This window comes from Marinomonas sp. 5E14-1 (assembly GCF_039939215.1).
In the GTDB taxonomy this organism is placed as follows: Bacteria; Pseudomonadota; Gammaproteobacteria; order Pseudomonadales; family Marinomonadaceae; genus Marinomonas.
In genome coordinates, this window is sequence record NZ_JBDXMW010000004.1 from 59,597 (window position 1) to 75,952 (window position 16,356).

Annotated in this window: 15 protein-coding genes; 10 read left to right on the plus strand and 5 right to left on the minus strand. The window is 40.9% G+C overall.

The window, feature by feature from the left end; genetic code table 11:
• Window positions 1-4: 4 nt before the first annotated feature.
• Together ABFY09_RS04615 and ABFY09_RS04620 are read right to left on the minus strand one after the other, a co-directional pair.
• Window positions 5-388: a YraN family protein gene (locus tag ABFY09_RS04615; RefSeq protein ID WP_347983125.1), complete on the minus strand. Its 384-nt coding sequence runs from the start codon at window positions 386-388 to the stop codon at window positions 5-7.
• Window positions 339-2,117, minus strand: a complete 1,779-nt coding sequence (locus ABFY09_RS04620) for a penicillin-binding protein activator (protein ID WP_347983126.1) — start codon at window positions 2,115-2,117, stop codon at window positions 339-341. Before ABFY09_RS04620 ends, ABFY09_RS04615 begins: the two co-directional genes overlap by 50 nt.
• Window positions 2,118-2,208: 91 nt before the next feature.
• Between ABFY09_RS04620 and rsmI the strand changes: the two genes are divergently transcribed.
• Entirely contained in the window at window positions 2,209-3,087 is an 879-nt protein-coding gene (rsmI, locus tag ABFY09_RS04625; protein ID WP_347983127.1) for a 16S rRNA (cytidine(1402)-2'-O)-methyltransferase, read from the plus strand.
• 59 nt (window positions 3,088-3,146) lie between these two features.
• Here the strand turns inward: rsmI and ABFY09_RS04630 are convergent, their stop codons facing one another.
• A complete protein-coding gene (locus ABFY09_RS04630) occupies window positions 3,147-4,985 on the minus strand; it encodes a tetratricopeptide repeat-containing diguanylate cyclase (protein WP_347983128.1) in 1,839 nt (612 codons plus the stop codon).
• 299 nt (window positions 4,986-5,284) lie between these two features.
• Here ABFY09_RS04630 and ABFY09_RS04635 point away from each other — a divergent pair, with 299 nt between their 5' ends.
• Together ABFY09_RS04635 and ABFY09_RS04640 are read left to right on the plus strand one after the other, a co-directional pair.
• Window positions 5,285-5,530 carry a DUF2164 domain-containing protein gene (locus tag ABFY09_RS04635; RefSeq protein WP_347983129.1) on the plus strand — a complete coding sequence of 82 codons (246 nt, stop codon included), beginning with the start codon at window positions 5,285-5,287 and terminating at the stop codon, window positions 5,528-5,530.
• Entirely contained in the window at window positions 5,523-6,392 is an 870-nt protein-coding gene (locus ABFY09_RS04640) for a lipase family protein (RefSeq protein WP_347983130.1), read from the plus strand. Before ABFY09_RS04635 ends, ABFY09_RS04640 begins: the two co-directional genes overlap by 8 nt.
• Before the next feature lie 66 nt (window positions 6,393-6,458).
• On the opposite strand, the gene aroA is transcribed toward ABFY09_RS04640, so the two are convergent.
• Entirely contained in the window at window positions 6,459-7,736 is a 1,278-nt protein-coding gene (gene aroA, locus ABFY09_RS04645; RefSeq protein WP_347983131.1) for a 3-phosphoshikimate 1-carboxyvinyltransferase, read from the minus strand.
• A gap of 171 nt (window positions 7,737-7,907) precedes the next feature.
• Between aroA and ABFY09_RS04650 the strand changes: the two genes are divergently transcribed.
• Window positions 7,908-8,105 (plus strand): HD domain-containing phosphohydrolase, encoded by a 198-nt coding sequence (locus ABFY09_RS04650; RefSeq protein WP_347983132.1) that lies wholly within the window; start codon window positions 7,908-7,910, stop codon window positions 8,103-8,105.
• A 139-nt stretch (window positions 8,106-8,244) separates the two neighbouring features.
• Here ABFY09_RS04650 and ABFY09_RS04655 read toward each other — a convergent pair whose 3' ends face one another.
• Window positions 8,245-8,757 (minus strand): YchJ family metal-binding protein, encoded by a 513-nt coding sequence (locus ABFY09_RS04655; protein ID WP_347983133.1) that lies wholly within the window; start codon window positions 8,755-8,757, stop codon window positions 8,245-8,247.
• Window positions 8,758-8,850: 93 nt separating this feature from the next.
• On the opposite strand from ABFY09_RS04655, the gene sbcB reads away from it, so the two are divergent.
• The 6 genes from sbcB (at window position 8,851) to ABFY09_RS04685 (ending at window position 16,244) form a co-directional block, all read left to right on the plus strand.
• Window positions 8,851-10,305 carry an exodeoxyribonuclease I gene (gene sbcB, locus ABFY09_RS04660; RefSeq protein ID WP_347983134.1) on the plus strand — a complete coding sequence of 485 codons (1,455 nt, stop codon included), beginning with the start codon at window positions 8,851-8,853 and terminating at the stop codon, window positions 10,303-10,305.
• 9 nt (window positions 10,306-10,314) lie between these two features.
• On the plus strand, window positions 10,315-11,352 hold the full coding sequence (locus tag ABFY09_RS04665; protein ID WP_347983135.1) for an AI-2E family transporter: 1,038 nt from the start codon (window positions 10,315-10,317) through the stop codon (window positions 11,350-11,352).
• A 174-nt stretch (window positions 11,353-11,526) separates the two neighbouring features.
• The gene (locus ABFY09_RS04670) at window positions 11,527-13,362 is read left to right on the plus strand and encodes a DEAD/DEAH box helicase (RefSeq protein WP_347983136.1); all 1,836 of its coding nucleotides are present in this window, start codon (window positions 11,527-11,529) and stop codon (window positions 13,360-13,362) included.
• Between the two features lie 153 nt (window positions 13,363-13,515).
• Window positions 13,516-14,553: a dihydroorotase gene (gene pyrC / locus ABFY09_RS04675; RefSeq protein WP_347983307.1), complete on the plus strand. Its 1,038-nt coding sequence runs from the start codon at window positions 13,516-13,518 to the stop codon at window positions 14,551-14,553.
• Between the two features lie 268 nt (window positions 14,554-14,821).
• The gene (locus tag ABFY09_RS04680; RefSeq protein WP_347983137.1) at window positions 14,822-15,553 is read left to right on the plus strand and encodes a DUF599 family protein; all 732 of its coding nucleotides are present in this window, start codon (window positions 14,822-14,824) and stop codon (window positions 15,551-15,553) included.
• Window positions 15,543-16,244 (plus strand): class I SAM-dependent methyltransferase, encoded by a 702-nt coding sequence (locus ABFY09_RS04685; protein WP_347983138.1) that lies wholly within the window; start codon window positions 15,543-15,545, stop codon window positions 16,242-16,244. The genes ABFY09_RS04680 and ABFY09_RS04685 overlap by 11 nt, the downstream gene beginning before the upstream one ends.
• Window positions 16,245-16,356 lie beyond the last annotated feature (112 nt).

Here is a 16,356-nt window from a genome sequence, read left to right on the forward strand (position 1 = left end):
ATAATTAAAATACTGCTTTAAGCCAAGTTAAATGGGAGTTATCTATCTTTTCATCAAACAGTACCGCATCGAAGCGGATTGGATGATGGTGTTTGTTGTTCTTTTGAAGCCATAAGGAAGCGCTATTACGAACTTTTGCTAGTTTAGAGTTACTTAAGCTTTCTGCTGCACTGCCATGTGTTGAGTTGACTCTGAAGCGTACTTCAATAAAAACATAAGTATTGCTATCTAAAAAAATAAGGTCTATTTCCCCAATGCGGCAAAAGAAGTTCCGCTCTACAAAATGAAGTCCTTGAGAGCGTAAAAAAAACTCTGCTTCTTGCTCTGCTTTTTCGCCGTTATTCTTGGGTGGTTTTTTCCTGTTGAAAAAACTGCGCACTGTTCGCATATACCAAATTTCCTTTTCGGTAAGTCATTATTTCTGGGCGTTTATGGAAAATACCATCTTTGTCGATTGTTATGATGCCTGTGTTCGCAGCAATTTTTGTGCTAGGTAGTAACGTAAATAATTGGTACTTATTGGCTAGCAAGTAGGAGTCTGCTCCAAGTGCTTGTAAGCGACGTAGAATATTTGACTCTTGGCTTTGGAGTCCACTAAGGGTTCTGTTGTTTGACGTTAGCACTGGAAGCTCTGTAAATAAAATTCGTTCTATGTCATTTGGGTTGGTGGACTTTTCGGGAGCGCTATCGTTTAGTGTGCTGGTCGCTAGTATTGGGATTTCGTCCGCGAAGTAGAAATCCAGTAGAGGACGTATTTGTTTAGCGTCTGTCAATTTACCTGCATAATATACGTAATCAAGGTCTTCACGAGATCTCGCTATACTTTCGACTTGAATGCCAGACCATTGTTCGATCAGTCTTTTTCTAGCATAACTTTCACTCACAAGAAGCAATTTTTGTATGGCATCTTGTCTACCCTGTGAGGTGTTTGCGTAGGTTTGATTTGACGTGATGTTAACGTTCTCTTTTGTCGCTGCTTCTCGGAATTCATCACTTTGTTTTTGTGCCCAAGTATCTTGGGTGCTTAAAATCGCTGCATTCTGAGCACCTTCTTGTTTTGCAAAGGCAATAAGCTCATGTATCTCATCTTCTGGGTTTAATGAGAAGTGATATAGGTTTTTTGCATGTAAATTCAGATCAAGCTGGTTTAATGCGATCACTGGTGTGCTGAGTTCTAACCGACTAATTTGAGCCACATTATTTTTTTGTAAAGGTCCTATAATAATATCTGGGAGCTTTTCATTTGCTGCCGCTAAAGCATCTTTGATATTTTCATAATTATTCACATCAATAATAAATACTTGTGCTCTTGATTTCTTTTGGTTGTAGAAAGAGGAAAAGAAACCATCAAGTATCGCCTGTGATGCTCGTTCTAAGTTGCCACTCATTGGTAGCATAATGGCGATTTTTTTTGGAGCCATATCGCCTAAGGATGACATGATTTGAAAGTCTTTAGGAGGTAATATAGCAGCGGGATGATCTGGATTATCATTTTGCCATTGATTGAATGTGTTGAGTTGTTGATCAATGGATAGGGTTTGATCTCTTAATATTCCACTGATAGTGAGCCAGCCATGTAGTATTAGATCTTTTTCTTGATAAAGCTCATCTATTTCATTTTGCGTTAGGTTCTGAATTGCTAACCAGAGTTGTTCTTGATTTCTCTCGCCTTCATTTAAAGGTAAGTTGTAAGTCAACTCCATACGAGTTTTTACAACGGCTAACCAATCGCCAAAGTGCTCTAGAATGGTGGCTTTGCTTTCTTGCAATTTATTTTGATTATCAGGATGGCGTGCAGAAGAAAGTAACTCGGCTTCTTTCCAATAGTCAAAAGACTGTGTCATGTCATCTAGTTTTGCTGCGGCTAAGGCGGCTAAGAGATAGCCATCTAATTGAAGTGTAGAGTTTGTACCGAGGACGTTAAGTTCTAACCTATCAATAACTTGTTGGTAATCACCTTGATCATAAAGCTTCTGAGCTAAATTATAGCCTTCCAGGATCTCTTCTTTAACCGTAGAAGTAGAGAAAGGGTGGTAAATGCTTGGTGGTGTGCTTTCTTGTGAGCTGTTGCTCGTAGTGTTGCTTATGTTCTGAACCGTATTTTGAGGCTGTTCCACATTTAAACTCATGGAATTACAAGCACTCAGCAGAAAAGTGCAAAGAGTTAATGATATGATGCGGTAATTAAGTAGGCTCATAAGATTATAAATGGCAGATAGAAGAGGCAATATGGTACCACATAGTTCTGATGATGCGAGAGGGTCGCTGTACATAGTTGCGACGCCGATAGGCAATCTAGATGATTTTAGTAAAAGAGCAGAACAAACTTTACGGGAAGTTGATTATATTGCCGCAGAAGATACTCGACACAGTCGCCGATTGTTGAACCACTTTGGAATCGAAGCAAAGCTTTTTTCAATTCACGACCATAATGAAAAAGACAAAGCGGATTATGTTGCTAGTTTATTAGATGAAGGCAAAAGTGTGGCTTTGGTGTCTGATGCAGGCACTCCTCTGATTTCGGATCCTGGTTACCATGTGGTTCATGCATTGCGCTCACAAGGTCATAAGGTAGTTCCGATTCCTGGTGCTTGTGCATTGGTGACGGCTTTATGTGCTTCTGGTTTGCCGACAGATCAATTCTTTTTTGCAGGTTTTGTTCCTGCTAAGTCAAAAGCTCGTTGTGACTTATTTGAATCATGGAAACAGCAAGTTGGGACTGTGGTTTTTTATGAGTCGACTCATCGTATTTATGACTCTATTGCTGATGTACAAAAAGTTTATGGAGAAGACGCCCAATTAGTATTGGCTCGTGAAGTGACAAAAACATTCGAGACATTTTTATCGGGTACGGCTGAAGAAGTGTTGGCTATGTTTGATGCTGATGCAAATCAGTTGCGTGGTGAGTTTGTTGTTATGTTGAGCTTCACTCAAGAAGGTGGCAATGAAGCTGAACTGGAAGCAAAACGTATACTTTCAATTCTTCTAGAAGATTTACCTGTTAAACAGGCTGCAGCAATGGCAGCTAAATTGACAGGAGAAAAGAAAAATTACTTATATAAAATGGCGCTTGAAATGCAAGAGTAACGGATTTCTTGGCATGCTTCTCTAAGAGCTCAAATGAGTTTGTAGAGAGACGTGTCAATTTAGGCTTTTCTTGATTGCTTCATTTGGTACATGCGCTGATCGGCTAAAGAGATCCAATCAAAGTCTGTTTTGACTTCCTCTCGTGTCGCGATACCGTAGCTGGCGTCTGCTTCAGTAAAGCCATCTTTTTGTAATTGCAAGATGACGCAGTTTATACAATCTTCTATTTTTCTCACTGAAAAAGGTGCTTCTATCAGTATGGCAAACTCATCTCCCCCGATCCTAAATAGCTGAGCGCCTTCCGGCTCTAGGAAGCTAGAGACGTGAGTTGCATAGCTTTGAATCAACTGATCGCCTTTTTGGTGTCCATATAAATCGTTGTAGTATTTTAGCCTGTCAATATCTGTGACGATGAGTAGGTGAGAAGACGATGTGTTTAGGGCTTGTAGGAAAGCGTGACGATTGCCTAACCCAGTTAATTGATCATGCTTCGCCATATAGTGTAATTCATGACTTTTCTTTCGTAGTTGTATAAGCATGATTAAAATAACCGTCATAATCAAAACTAATATTGTCGCAGCCCACATCCAAACGCGGCTTTTGAATTGAGCGCGTTTACTGTTTGCTTCTGCGAGTGCTAACTTTGTTGAGGAAACAATCGTCTCTTGTTCTAGCTTGAGGTTTCTTTGTTGCTGCTCGAGGTTTGCAATAGCCTCTCTATCGATACGATCCCGCTCTTTCACATAGGCTGCATGAAACAACTTGTGATATTTCAGAGCGCTTGGGTATCTGTTTAGCTTTTCCAGTATCTCGACGTATTCTAAATAAACTTCTGGTGATGTGTCGTTAAGCTTGTTTGTTGCAGAGTAAATTGCTTCAGATAATAGCTTTTCCGCTTCTACCATATTACCAAAGTGGCTTTCTAGAAATCCAAGATGGCGTTTTGCTTCTTTCAGATAGCTCTTGTTGTTCACTTTTTGGGCGAGCGAATGGTTTTCTCTTGCCAGTGTTAAAGCCGCTTTGAACTCTTTTAAGTCTCTTAAAACCTCTGTATGTACAAGTGAAAAATACAAAAAATAGTCTTTTCTCGGGTCTACTGGATTTCTTAGGTATTGATGAATAATATCCAGGGCATCTTCCGGGCGTGTTTGTTGTCGAACTGCTGAGGCAAGGATGCCATATAGATAACTGATGGCGTCCACTCGACCTTTAGGGATAATGTTAAGAGCTTGTCTGGTGTATTGTTCAGCCTTTGTATAGTCTTTCGCGTTTAAAAAGGCTTCACCTAGAATGATGTTAATGGTGAAGATGGAGGGGTGATCTGGTTGTATATTCTTAAACCACTCTTCAGCTTGATAAAAATAGGGGAGAGCTTCAGCGACACGCTTTTGTTTTACTAAGAGTTGCCCGTAAATATGGTAAAGATTGGCTTGAGTGTTAAGGGCGTTTTTAGAAGAAGGTTCCCACACTTTAATCGACAGAAGTGACTTTTCAATCATGTTGCTTGCAGAAGAAAGCTGACTAAAAAACATTAGATCGTAGCTTATAATCATCATCCAACGATAGCGGACCGCAGCGTTTAAGCCATTGGCATCTTCGCTAGATAACCATTTAGCAAGATATATACTGGCGTCTTGCTCATTGGTTTCTCTTAAAAATACGCTGATTTCTGCACTGGATGATGTGTACTCTTCTTCTGATAGCTCGTTGGTTTTTAAAATGTATTGCGATAGAGATTTTTGAAGAGCAATTATGTCTTTGGAGTGTGATGCTGCCTGAATATCCTGAAAAAAAGCATCTGTATTTTTTGCATGTGCTGAAGGTGCTAGGAGCAAAGTTGCGAGTAAAAAAATACCAAAGATTGCTGAGACTTGTTTTATATTTATCGTAAATGGCATTTAGTCACCTGATAACTGCTTATATTTACTCTTGCTGTATAAAAAGGTTTTGCAGTCCAGAGTCTGAGTTTGCATATTTTTTACTTAGAGTCGAAATAATCCTATGTAAATTTCAATAGAAATACAATGTGGTGATGTCTCTTACTTAAAAGAATAAGGAATATCTGTATGCACTTATCTTATATAATAGTGCGCAGCGAGTTTTTGATGCTCTGTCTTTTACCATTGACGTATTTTAGCTGATTGCCATGATGCGAAAAAATGGCACAAAGTGAACTGTAAGTTGAGAAGGTAGAAAAATGTCTTTACTAAAATTTAACGATGATGAAAAACGCAAAATGGTAGAAAAACTTAAGGACTATTTAGATCAAGAGCTAGATACATCAATAGGCTCTTTTGAAGCTGAATTCTTTTTGGATTTTATTGCGAAAAATTTCGCAGTAACCTTTTACAACAAAGGGTTGGCAGATGCTCAAGACGCTATGATGGGGCGAATTGAAACCATTAATGATGCTATTTATGAATTGGAATTGTCAGATGCGTAAACACTTGCAGGTTATTGTGTTTTCGCTTTTGCTATCACCCTTTCAAGTGTTATTGGCTGAGCAAGACTTTTCTGAAATCTATCCTCAAGCCATGCTTTCTAATGATGCGTATTTGTCATTAGATGAATTGGAATTGGCGTTAAGTGAGCAAAATCAAGTTTTGCTCCATAAGGCGACCATTCAATCAAGCCAAGTGAATTATTTCATCAGCGAAGCCGCAGGAGTACAGAAGATTGGCGTTCGCGGAACGGCTAATTTAGAAAATGTAATGTTGGATTTATCTGTCTCTTTGCAAACAGATTCTTTGCTTAACATTAAGCTGCATCAAGGCTTTTCTGGTGGCGCAAAGGCGGTTTATGATGATATCAAACCTTATTTGTCCATAGATAAACCGATTCATCTAACTGGCCATAGTTTGGGGGGTGCGATCGCTGTTGTTTTAGGTATGTATCTAATTCAGGAGGGGTATCAAGTTGAACAGGTTATTACCTTTGGTCAACCAAAAGTGACCAATGTGACAGGCGCCGAACAATTTAAGACTTTGCCACTAATTCGAGTGGTCACGCCTCATGATATTGTCCCTTTGGTTCCACCATTGAGTCCTTTGCAAATTAAAGAATTGGATATTTATTGGCACATGGGTATCGAAGTGATTCTCATGGAGAATGGCGAATACGCTGAGACGAGCGGTATAAAAAGTGCAATGCGAGCAACAAAATTCACCTCATCTATTCCGAGTGAAAGGAACGTAGTTGCTCATAAAATGACAACCTACTTGATGCTAATTGATACCTTGAGAGAATCATCAGAAGAAGTGCCTTATAAAACAGAAATCAGTTTATTTGGCTTTTCATTAGACTAAAAAAAACAGGGCGTTACATCATAACGCCCTAAGTTTCTTGTTACCAAAAACAATTATTTTTAGAGACTAACTTGCTACTTTATTGAATAGCTCAAAATAGGTTGGGAAGGTTTTAGATGTACAACCTGGATCATTAATCGTAACGGGAGTATTTGAAAAAGCGACTAAAGAGAAACACATGGCGATACGATGATCGTTGTAGGTATCAATAGCCGCATGCTTGAGTTCTTTAATTGGCGTCACAGTAATGAAGTCTGCACCTTCAATTACCTCGGCTCCAAGTTTTTTCAACTCTGTTGCCATAGCGTATAAACGGTCGGTTTCTTTTACGCGCCAGTTGTAGATATTACGGATACTTGTTGTGCCCTCAGCAAATAAAGCGGTTGTAGCAATCGTCATTGCAGCATCTGGAATATGGTTCATGTCCAAATCCACACCTTTTAATTCGTTATGCTCTGCTTCTATCCAAGTGGGCCCATAAGTGATTTTAGCGCCCATTTTTGCTAATACATCTGCAAACTTCACGTCACCTTGTACACTGTCTGTTCCTACCCCATGAACTTTGATTTTTCCGCCAGCGATGGCTGCGGCAGCAAGAAAATAAGATGCGGAAGAGGCATCGCCTTCCACCATTATCTCACCGGGGCTTTGGTAGGTTTGTTGGCCTTTAACAATAAAGGATTGGTAGTTCAGGTTCTCAACTTCAACGCCAAACTGTTTCATGGCGTGTAATGTGATGTCTATGTAAGGCTTAGAGACTAATTCGCCATCGACCTTAATTGTCAAATCTTCTTTAGCTAATGGCGCACTCATGAGAATAGCGGTTAAGAATTGACTAGAGATATTACCTTTTATAGAAACTTCACCACCTGGTAAGCCATTTGCTTTAATGCGGAGTGGCGGGTAGTTAGTTTCTCCTTGGTATTCGATGTCGATACCTAGGTCTTTTAAGGCATCGACAAGATCGCCAATGGGTCTTTCATGCATTCTAGGTTCACCATGTAGTAAAAACTCCCCTTGGCCAAGGCATAATGCTGCAGTAAGAGGTCGCATGGCTGTTCCTGCATTGCCTAAAAATAGGTCGCCGAAGTCCGATTTTATTGGGCCGCCAAGTCCTTCCAAAATACAGGTGGTTCCTTGGTCTTGGAGCGTATATGCAACCCCCAATTTTTTGAGACTTTCTAGCATGTAACGAATGTCGTCACTGTCTAGAAGGTTGGTGATCTTGGTGGTTCCTTTCGCAAGTGTGGCTAAAAGCAGAATGCGATTAGAAAGGCTTTTAGAGCCAGGTATTTGGATTTCTCCATCGGCTTTAGAAAGAGGGCCGAGAGTGATTGAGTTCATAGTTTTTTTCCGTCACAGTATTTTATGTTTGTTGTTGAGGCGCTGCGTCAAGAGGCCAAAAGAATAGGTTATGTGTTGTTTAAAATATTCCGTAATAGTAGTAGGTGGACGCGTCACTCTGTGAAAGAGGTCAGTCTTGAATGGCAAACATTATACCTTTGATGGCGTAGTATGTCAGTTATCGATAGAGAGTTGCTTGATAAATGCTCATTTTTTGTATCTAACCTTCCGGTCTTTGTTGTGCTTGGTGTAATGTTGGATGGCTCTGGTTATCCGTCTGGACTTGTTGGCGATGAAATTCCATTGGCGGCTCGTATTGTTGCTATTGCAGATGGATTTGATGCCATTAACAATGGAACGATCTTATAAGCGGAGCTGGTCTATTGAAGAAGCGTTTTCGTACATTAAACAAGATACAAATAAACATTTCGATCTGCATCTCGTTGAATGTTTCTTATCCATATGAGGAAGAGTTACGTGATATTAAAGAAAAATGGAGTGTAGTAGCTTATTGATTTACTGCGCAGCACTTTTTGTATTTTTTCCCTGAGCCACATAAACATGGATCATTGCGGCCAATGTTCATTTCGGCTGAATTGACAAGAGGTGTATTTTTTTGAACCTCATGCTCACCAGCAATGTAAAACCACTGACCTTTTACCTTCTCAAATATCGAGCGTTCGCTCAGGCGGCCAATGTGTTTACCTTCTTTAAAGTGCGCTGAAAAAGCAACAATGCCTGTTTTGTCTTTTTCTAGGCCGTCTTCCGTACTATTAATTTCCAGTTTAACCCATTGTGTGTGGTCATTGCTGCCTTCAATGTCGGCAACTGTTTGATCTGGTGCTTCTTTAAGTTTTTGCGTTACCGCAATGTATTCGAAATTGCGAATGGCGAAAGCAGTATAACGAGAACGCATAAGTGTTTCTGCTGTTGGCGCAGTGCCTGGATTATTGTGGTACATACCACAACACATTTCATAAGGCCTGCTTGTACCACACGGACAATTTACCGGGATTGGCATAGATAAACTCCTCTCATCGCCAAATACGCTTTAACAAATAAACTTTAAGGTGCGTATAATACCTTTTTATTTAATGGCTAACAGGAATTATTTGTGACCTCATCGGGCCCTACTTCATTTTTTTGGTTTGATTTTGAAACAACCGGAACGGACCCTGCGAAAGATCGGCCAATGCAATTTGCAGGGATTCGAACAGATCTTGATTTTAACCCCATCGGCGAGCCTATTATGTTTTACTGCCGATTGGCGGAGGATATTCTTCCTCAGCCAGAAGCCTGCTTGTTAACTGGGATTAGCCCGCAAGACGCGAACCGAGAAGGTTTGTGTGAAGCTGAGTTTATGCAGGCAGTAGAGGCTGAATTGTCCTTGCCTGGCACTTGCGCACTTGGCTACAACACAATTCGTTTTGATGATGAAGTGGTTCGTTACGGTTTTTATCGTAACTTTATTGACCCTTATGCAAGAGAGTGGCAAAACAACTGCTCCCGCTGGGATGTGATTGATTTGGTTCGTATGACCTATGCAATACGTCCAGAAGGAATTGTTTGGCCGAAAGATGACAGTGGTCAGGTTTCTATGAAGCTTGAAGCTCTGACAAAGGCGAACGATATTGCCCATGAGCAAGCCCATGATGCGCTTTCTGATGTTTATGGCACGATTGAAATAGCTAAGTTAATTCGAGAAAAACACCCTAAATTATTCAATTATTATCTCAAAATGCGGCAAAAGCATGAATTGCAACAGTTTATTGATGTTGCGCGTTTAAAGCCTTTTCTTCATATCTCTGGCATGTTCGGACAAATGAAGCATTATTCTGCTTTTGTTGTGCCTATCGCCCCCCATCCTACGAACAAAAACGGTGTGATTGTTTATGATTTGATGGCCGACACTCAACCTTTAATTGATTTGAATGTGGATGAAATTCGTCATCGAGTGTTTACCCGACAAGAAGAGTTGGGTGATCTCGAACGATTGCCATTGAAAGTGATTCATTACAATCGTTCACCTGCGGTTGCTCCGGCAACTTTTCTTAAAGACGAAGCGGTAGTGAAACGTCTTGGGTTAGATGGCGATGTGTGTCGTCATAATCTTGCCATGATTAAAGGACACACTGAGCTTGCAGCCAAATTGAGCTCTGTATTCATACAAGAAGAACGCCCGATCTTAAAAGACCCTGATTTAATGTTGTATTCGGGGGGGTTCTTTTCTCGTGAGGATAAAGCCCGTATGGAGACGATTCGTTCAACCCCTCCACACGCTTTATCAGAATTGGCTATGTCGTTTGAGGATCGTCGTTTGCCGGAAATGTTGGTGCGCTATATTGGGCGTAATTACCCTGAACAGCTCAGCGAGCAGCAAAGATTGGAATGGGAAGAGTATCGACAAATTCGTCTACTTGAAAAAGACGGTGGCGGCTCTATTACAATGGATCAGTATTTCGATCGACTTAATCATATTGCTCAAACACCCGATTTGTCGGCAATGAAGCAAATCATGCTGCAAGATTTGGCAGATTACGCTCAGAGTATTTACCCAATCGCTTTGTAAGGAATTGGTATGAACGAACAACATAATAAAGGGCTTTATTGGCTGGTTGGCTTAGCTGCCTTTGTTATCATTATCGCAGCATTAAAAGAAGCTTCTCAAATAGTTGTCCCTTTTATGTTGTCTGTTTTTATTGCGATTATTTGCGCACCTGCTATATCTAGCTTACGCCGCAGGAATGTCCCAACTTGGCTTTCTATTCTGCTGGTTGTGATGCTCATATTGTTTGGCATTAGTTCTGTTGCTGTTTTGGTTGGGGCGTCTTTGGATAATTTCTCCAACCAGCTTCCTAATTACAAAACGCGTTTCGCGGAAGAAATGTCTAACTTGATTCAAGTGGTTAATGGTTTCGGGCTGCAGGTTTCCTATGACCAAGTAAAAGGTTATGTTGACCCTTCCTCTTTAATGCAGATGGTTGCAAATGCGTTAAGAGGGTTGGGTGGCGTGCTAACCAACCTTGTGTTGGTGGTGATGATCGTGATTTTTATTTTATTTGAAGCGGTTGAATTACCTAAAAAGCTTTCATTAGCTTTTAACGATAATCCTAAGTCGATGGACAATTTAGAGTCCTTTGTCAAATCAGTGAATCGTTACCTGGTTATTAAAACTTTGCTCAGTATCCTAACTGGCGTGCTGATTACCTTTTGTATGTGGGTTTTAGGTGTGGATTTCCCGATATTGTGGGGCGTATGTGCTTTCCTTTTAAACTTTGTTCCTAATATTGGTTCTATTATTGCGGCAGTACCAGCCATTTTATTGGCTTTTGTTCAACTGGGTAGCTTATCTGCTGGGTTGGTTGCTGGTGCATTTGTGTTGGTTAATTTGATTGTCGGTAATGTAATAGAGCCACGTTATATGGGGCGAGGGTTAGGTTTATCTACTTTAGTGGTTTTTCTTTCTTTATTGCTTTGGGGATGGGTGTTCGGCCCTGTTGGTATGCTGCTTTCAATTCCATTGACCATCATTATGAAACTGGCATTTGAAGCCAATCCAAAAATGCATTGGTTAGCTGTATTGCTTGATTCTAAAGTCGAGGATGAGAAAAGTTAGTTGGCAGGTTTATGTTGTCAATGAGTCTATCTTATTTCTAATACTTCCTAGCTTATTTCAGTTTTATTGTATATACTTCGCAATCGGTTTTCCTCCGAGAATTTCTAGAGAATTTTATTAAGGCATGTAAATGATTACAGGCCTTATCCTCACCAAAAAAAGGTACTAATTTACATGTCTGATGCTGATACTCAGCCTACATTTGATTCGTTGGGTTTAATCGCCCCTGTTCTTAAAGCGGTTGCTGACTTAGGTTACGAGCAACCATCTGCTATCCAAGCGCAAAGTATTCCATATCTATTAGAAGGTCGAGACCTTTTGGGGCAAGCGCAGACGGGTACTGGTAAGACAGCAGCGTTCGCGCTACCGCTGTTGTCTCGCATTGATGTTACAGATAAAACGACCCAATTACTTGTCTTGGCTCCAACCCGTGAACTTGCTATTCAGGTTTCTGAAGCATTTCAAAGTTACGCACGTAATCTTCCAGATTTTCATGTTTTGCCTATTTACGGCGGCATGTCTTACGACACTCAGCTTCGCCAACTAAGACGTGGTGTGCAAGTTGTTGTTGGTACACCTGGTCGTGTTATGGATCACATTCGTCGTAAAACATTGAAGCTAGAAGGCCTTAAAGCTCTAGTTCTTGATGAAGCTGACGAAATGTTACGCATGGGCTTTATCGATGATGTTGAGTGGGTTCTTGAACAAACTCCGCCAACTCGTCAGATCGCTTTGTTCTCTGCAACAATGCCTTCAGTGATTCGTCAGGTGGCTAACCGTCATTTGAATAATCCAAAAGAAGTTAAGATTGTTACTAAAACATCGACGGCAACCACAATCACTCAAAAATACTGGCCTGTAAGTGGTTTGCATAAGTTAGATGCTTTGACTCGTATTCTTGAGATGAACGAACACGATGGCATGATCATCTTTGTTCGTACGAAAGCAGCAACAGTTGAATTAGCTGAGAAGCTAACGGCTCGTGGTCACGCTTGTGAAGCGTTAAATGGTGATATCAGCCAGAATTTACGTGAGCGTACAGTTGAACGTATCAAGAAAGGTCAAATCGACATTCTTGTTGCGACTGACGTTGTGGCGCGTGGTTTGGATGTAGAGCGTGTTAGCCACGTTGTAAACTACGATATTCCATACGATACAGAATCTTATGTTCACCGTATTGGTCGTACTGGTCGTGCGGGTCGTTCTGGTACTGCAATTTTGTTCGTTGCGCATCGTGAACGTCGTATGTTGCAAGCTATTGAGCGTGCGACACGTCAGCCAATCGAAAGTATGACGTTGCCTACGGCTTCTGATATTAATGCACAGCGTGTTGGTCGTTTCAAGCAACGTATTACCGATGCGATGGACAATGAAAACCTTGATTTCTTCCTTGAGCTTGTTCAAAGTTACCAGAAAGAAAATGAAGTAGATCCATTGAAAATGGCCGCTGCTTTGGCTCATATGGCACAAGGTAAAACGCCATTGTTGCTATCTGAAATGGAAGTTCGCCAAGAGCGTAGAGAGCGTCGTGATGATCGTGAGAACTCTCGTGGCGATCGTGCACCTCGTGAACGTAAAGTTCGCCCGGTAACGGCGGAAGCTATGCCGTTAAAAGACGATCCAAATACGTCAATGACGCGTTACGTTGTTCAAGTCGGCTATAATGCAGGTGTTAAGCCTGGTAACATTGTTGGTGCGATTGCAAATGAAGCGGAAATTGAAAGCCGTTACATTGGTCACATTGAAATCTACGAAGACTTCGCAACGGTAGATTTACCTACAAACTTGGATTCAGGCGTGTTAGGTAAGTTAAGCAAAACTCGTATTTGCGGTCAGCGTACTGATATTGCTAAGTTGGAAAATGCAGATGAGCTGAACAAGCGTGCAGCATCACCATCTCGCAAACGTCCTTCTGGTGATCGTCGTCCTGGCGGCCGTTCTGGTGGTGGCCGTGGTCGTGACAATAACCGCGGTGATCGTCGTCCAAGAGCACCACGCAAAGACAGTTAATTCATTACGTTAATGCTTGATAGTCAGAAAAACCGAATCTTTTGAAGGTTCGGTTTTTTTATGTCTAAAGAGTAGGGTATTTGGCGCTGCTACTTCTAAGTAGATTCTGGTAATATGCTCTTGCTTTTCCCTTCCCAACCAAAAAGGCCAATGATGAACGAAATTACTATAATCAAGCCAGACGATTGGCATTTACATTTTCGTGATCAGGACATGTTACGTGAGACTGTTCCTGCAACTGCTCGTTGTTTTGAACGTGCAGTGGTGATGCCAAACCTGGTCCCACCTGTGACGACTGCAGACCTTGCATTGAGTTATAAAGAGCGCATCTTGGCAGCTTGCCCTGAAGGCAGCTCATTTACTCCAATCATGACAATTTACCTTACAGATAAAACCAGCGTTCAAGACATCAAAGACGCGAAAAAAGCTGGCGTGTTGGCTGCAAAAATGTATCCAGCTGGAGCAACTACTAATTCAGATTCAGGTGTGAACTCACTTGAATCACTTTACCCAGTATTTGAGGCTTTGGCCGACAACGATATGTTGTTGTTGATTCATGGTGAAGTGACGCAAAAGCATATTGATATTTTTGATCGTGAGAAAGAATTCATTGATCAACACATGGTCAAAATCGTCGAGCGTGTACCAAATTTAAGAGTTGTCTTTGAGCACATTACAACAAAAGACGCTGCAGAATTTGTGATGTCTGTACGAGAAGGTGTTGCGGCAACTATTACGCCACAGCATTTGTTGTTAAATCGTAATGACATGTTGGATGGTGGAATGCGTCCGCATAACTATTGTTTGCCTGTGTTGAAGCGCAGTACTCACCAAGAAGCATTACGCGCTGCGGTGAAATCAGGCTCGCCTAAGTTCTTTCTTGGTACGGATTCAGCACCTCATACGAAAGGTCGTAAAGAGTCAGACTGTGGTTGTGCTGGTTGTTATAGTGCTTGGTCTGCATTAGAGCTGTACACACAAGTGTTTGATGAGCTCGATGCGTTAGACAAGCTTGAAGGTTTTGCTAGTCTTCATGGTGCAGATTTCTATAGCTTGCCCCGTAATTCAGAAACGGTAACTTTAGTGCGTGAGTCTTGGGAGGTGCCAACCAGTATTACTTTGCCAAATGGTGAGCCGATTGTACCATTTTTTGCGGGTAAAACTGTTGCTTGGAAATTGAAAGGCGAATAACAAGCAACAATCGTTAAAAGTAAACTGAGTGTAATGAAAAACGCTCAATAAAAACTGAACCGAACTCATGAGCTGATTCAATGAGTGGTTCAGTTTTTTTTATGGAAAATAAAAGGTAAATAGGTTTATTTGTCATACATTTTGCGGTGTTTTTATTAGCATTAAATCTCTAATATTATACTGTTTTTATAATGTTAATCAGGGACATATAAAGCAAAAAATGCTCTAATGAGACTTTGAAAATCCCCACCTGAAACGGAGTTAATTGATGGAAAATCATTCAGTTTCTTTATTGCTCAACACCTTGGACCTTGTCACGCTTTTTTTCTTTTTTGCTTGCTGGTGGGGGTATGCTTTATTTGCTCAATATAATTCAAAACGACGTGCCTGTTTGGTAAGTGTGTTGCATCAATTTAGGCTTGCATGGATGTCTCGTTTATTAAGACGAGATAACCGAATTGCAGACGCATCGGTTATGGCAAATTTAGAGCGCAGCAGCTTATTCTTTGCTTCCAGTAGCTTGTTGATTATTGCTGGTCTGTTTACCGCGTTTAATTATTCTGAAAAAGCTTTAGGTATTCTTTCTGATTTTTATTTGCTGGCGCCAATGAGTCAGCAGGAATGGGAATTGAAAATCATCATTTTGGTGGTGATTTTTGCTTATGCTTTCTTTACTTTTACTTGGTCTGTTCGACAGTATAATTTCTGCTCTGTATTGGTGGGAAGTGCGCCTTTAGCAACGGAGAGGGGAATCGAAGAAAGCGAGCGAGAGCTTTATGCGAATCATATGGCACAGATTTGTAGTCTGGCGGCCACTCAATTTAACTATGGATTAAGAGCTTATTATTTTGCAATGGCGTTTTGTGGTTGGTTCCTTAGTCCGTATTTTTGCATGGCCGCGAGCTTGATGGTTGTGGCTGTTCTCTATCGTCGAGAGTTTCGTTCTAAAACTTTTAAAACATTAAGTCGTGGACTGGTTATAAAATCCCATGCTTCCTAATTTTCCAAAGCCTGTTTCTGAAGATAATAAGCCGGTTAATCGTACGGTTAAAGTGGACGATAATTTATATCAATATTTGATTGATGTTTCTGTTCGAGAGTCGGAAATATTGACTGCGTTAAGACGAGAAACCGCTCAATACCATATGGCGAGAATGCAACTTTCTCCTGAAGTCGGGCAATTTCTTGCTTTGTTGGTTAAGTTACAAGCGCCAAAGAAAATCTTAGAAGTGGGGGTGTTTACAGGGTACAGCACCTTATCGATGGCGATGGCCATGCCGGAAGAGGCTTGTTTAATCGCGATTGAAAAGAAACAAATGTGGTTGGATATTGCTACGAACTATTTAGAGCAAGCGGGCGTTAGAGATAGAGTGATGACGTATTGTGAAAAAGCCTTGCCGGTGATGGAAGCTTTTCTTGATGCTCAGGCTGAGACTTTTGATTTTGTGTTTATTGATGCGGACAAGCAAAATTTAGTGGCTTATTACCATTTGAGTAAAAAGTTGGTTCGAGCTGGTGGATGCATTGTAATAGATAACACTCTTTGGTGGGGTAATGTGGCTGATGAGTCTTTTACCGATAAAGATACTTGTATCGTGCGCGAGCTAAATCAAACCATTCATCAAGACAATGGCGTGGAATTATCTCTCTTGCCAATAGGCGATGGCCTAACTATCGTTCGAAAAAAATAGTTACATTTCTGCATTTTTCTCATTATCCATAAATTTATTGTGACTTTTTCCTTTTTTTGATTCATCAGCCTCTTGAAATTGCTTCAAGAGGCTTTATTTATGGAGCACAAGT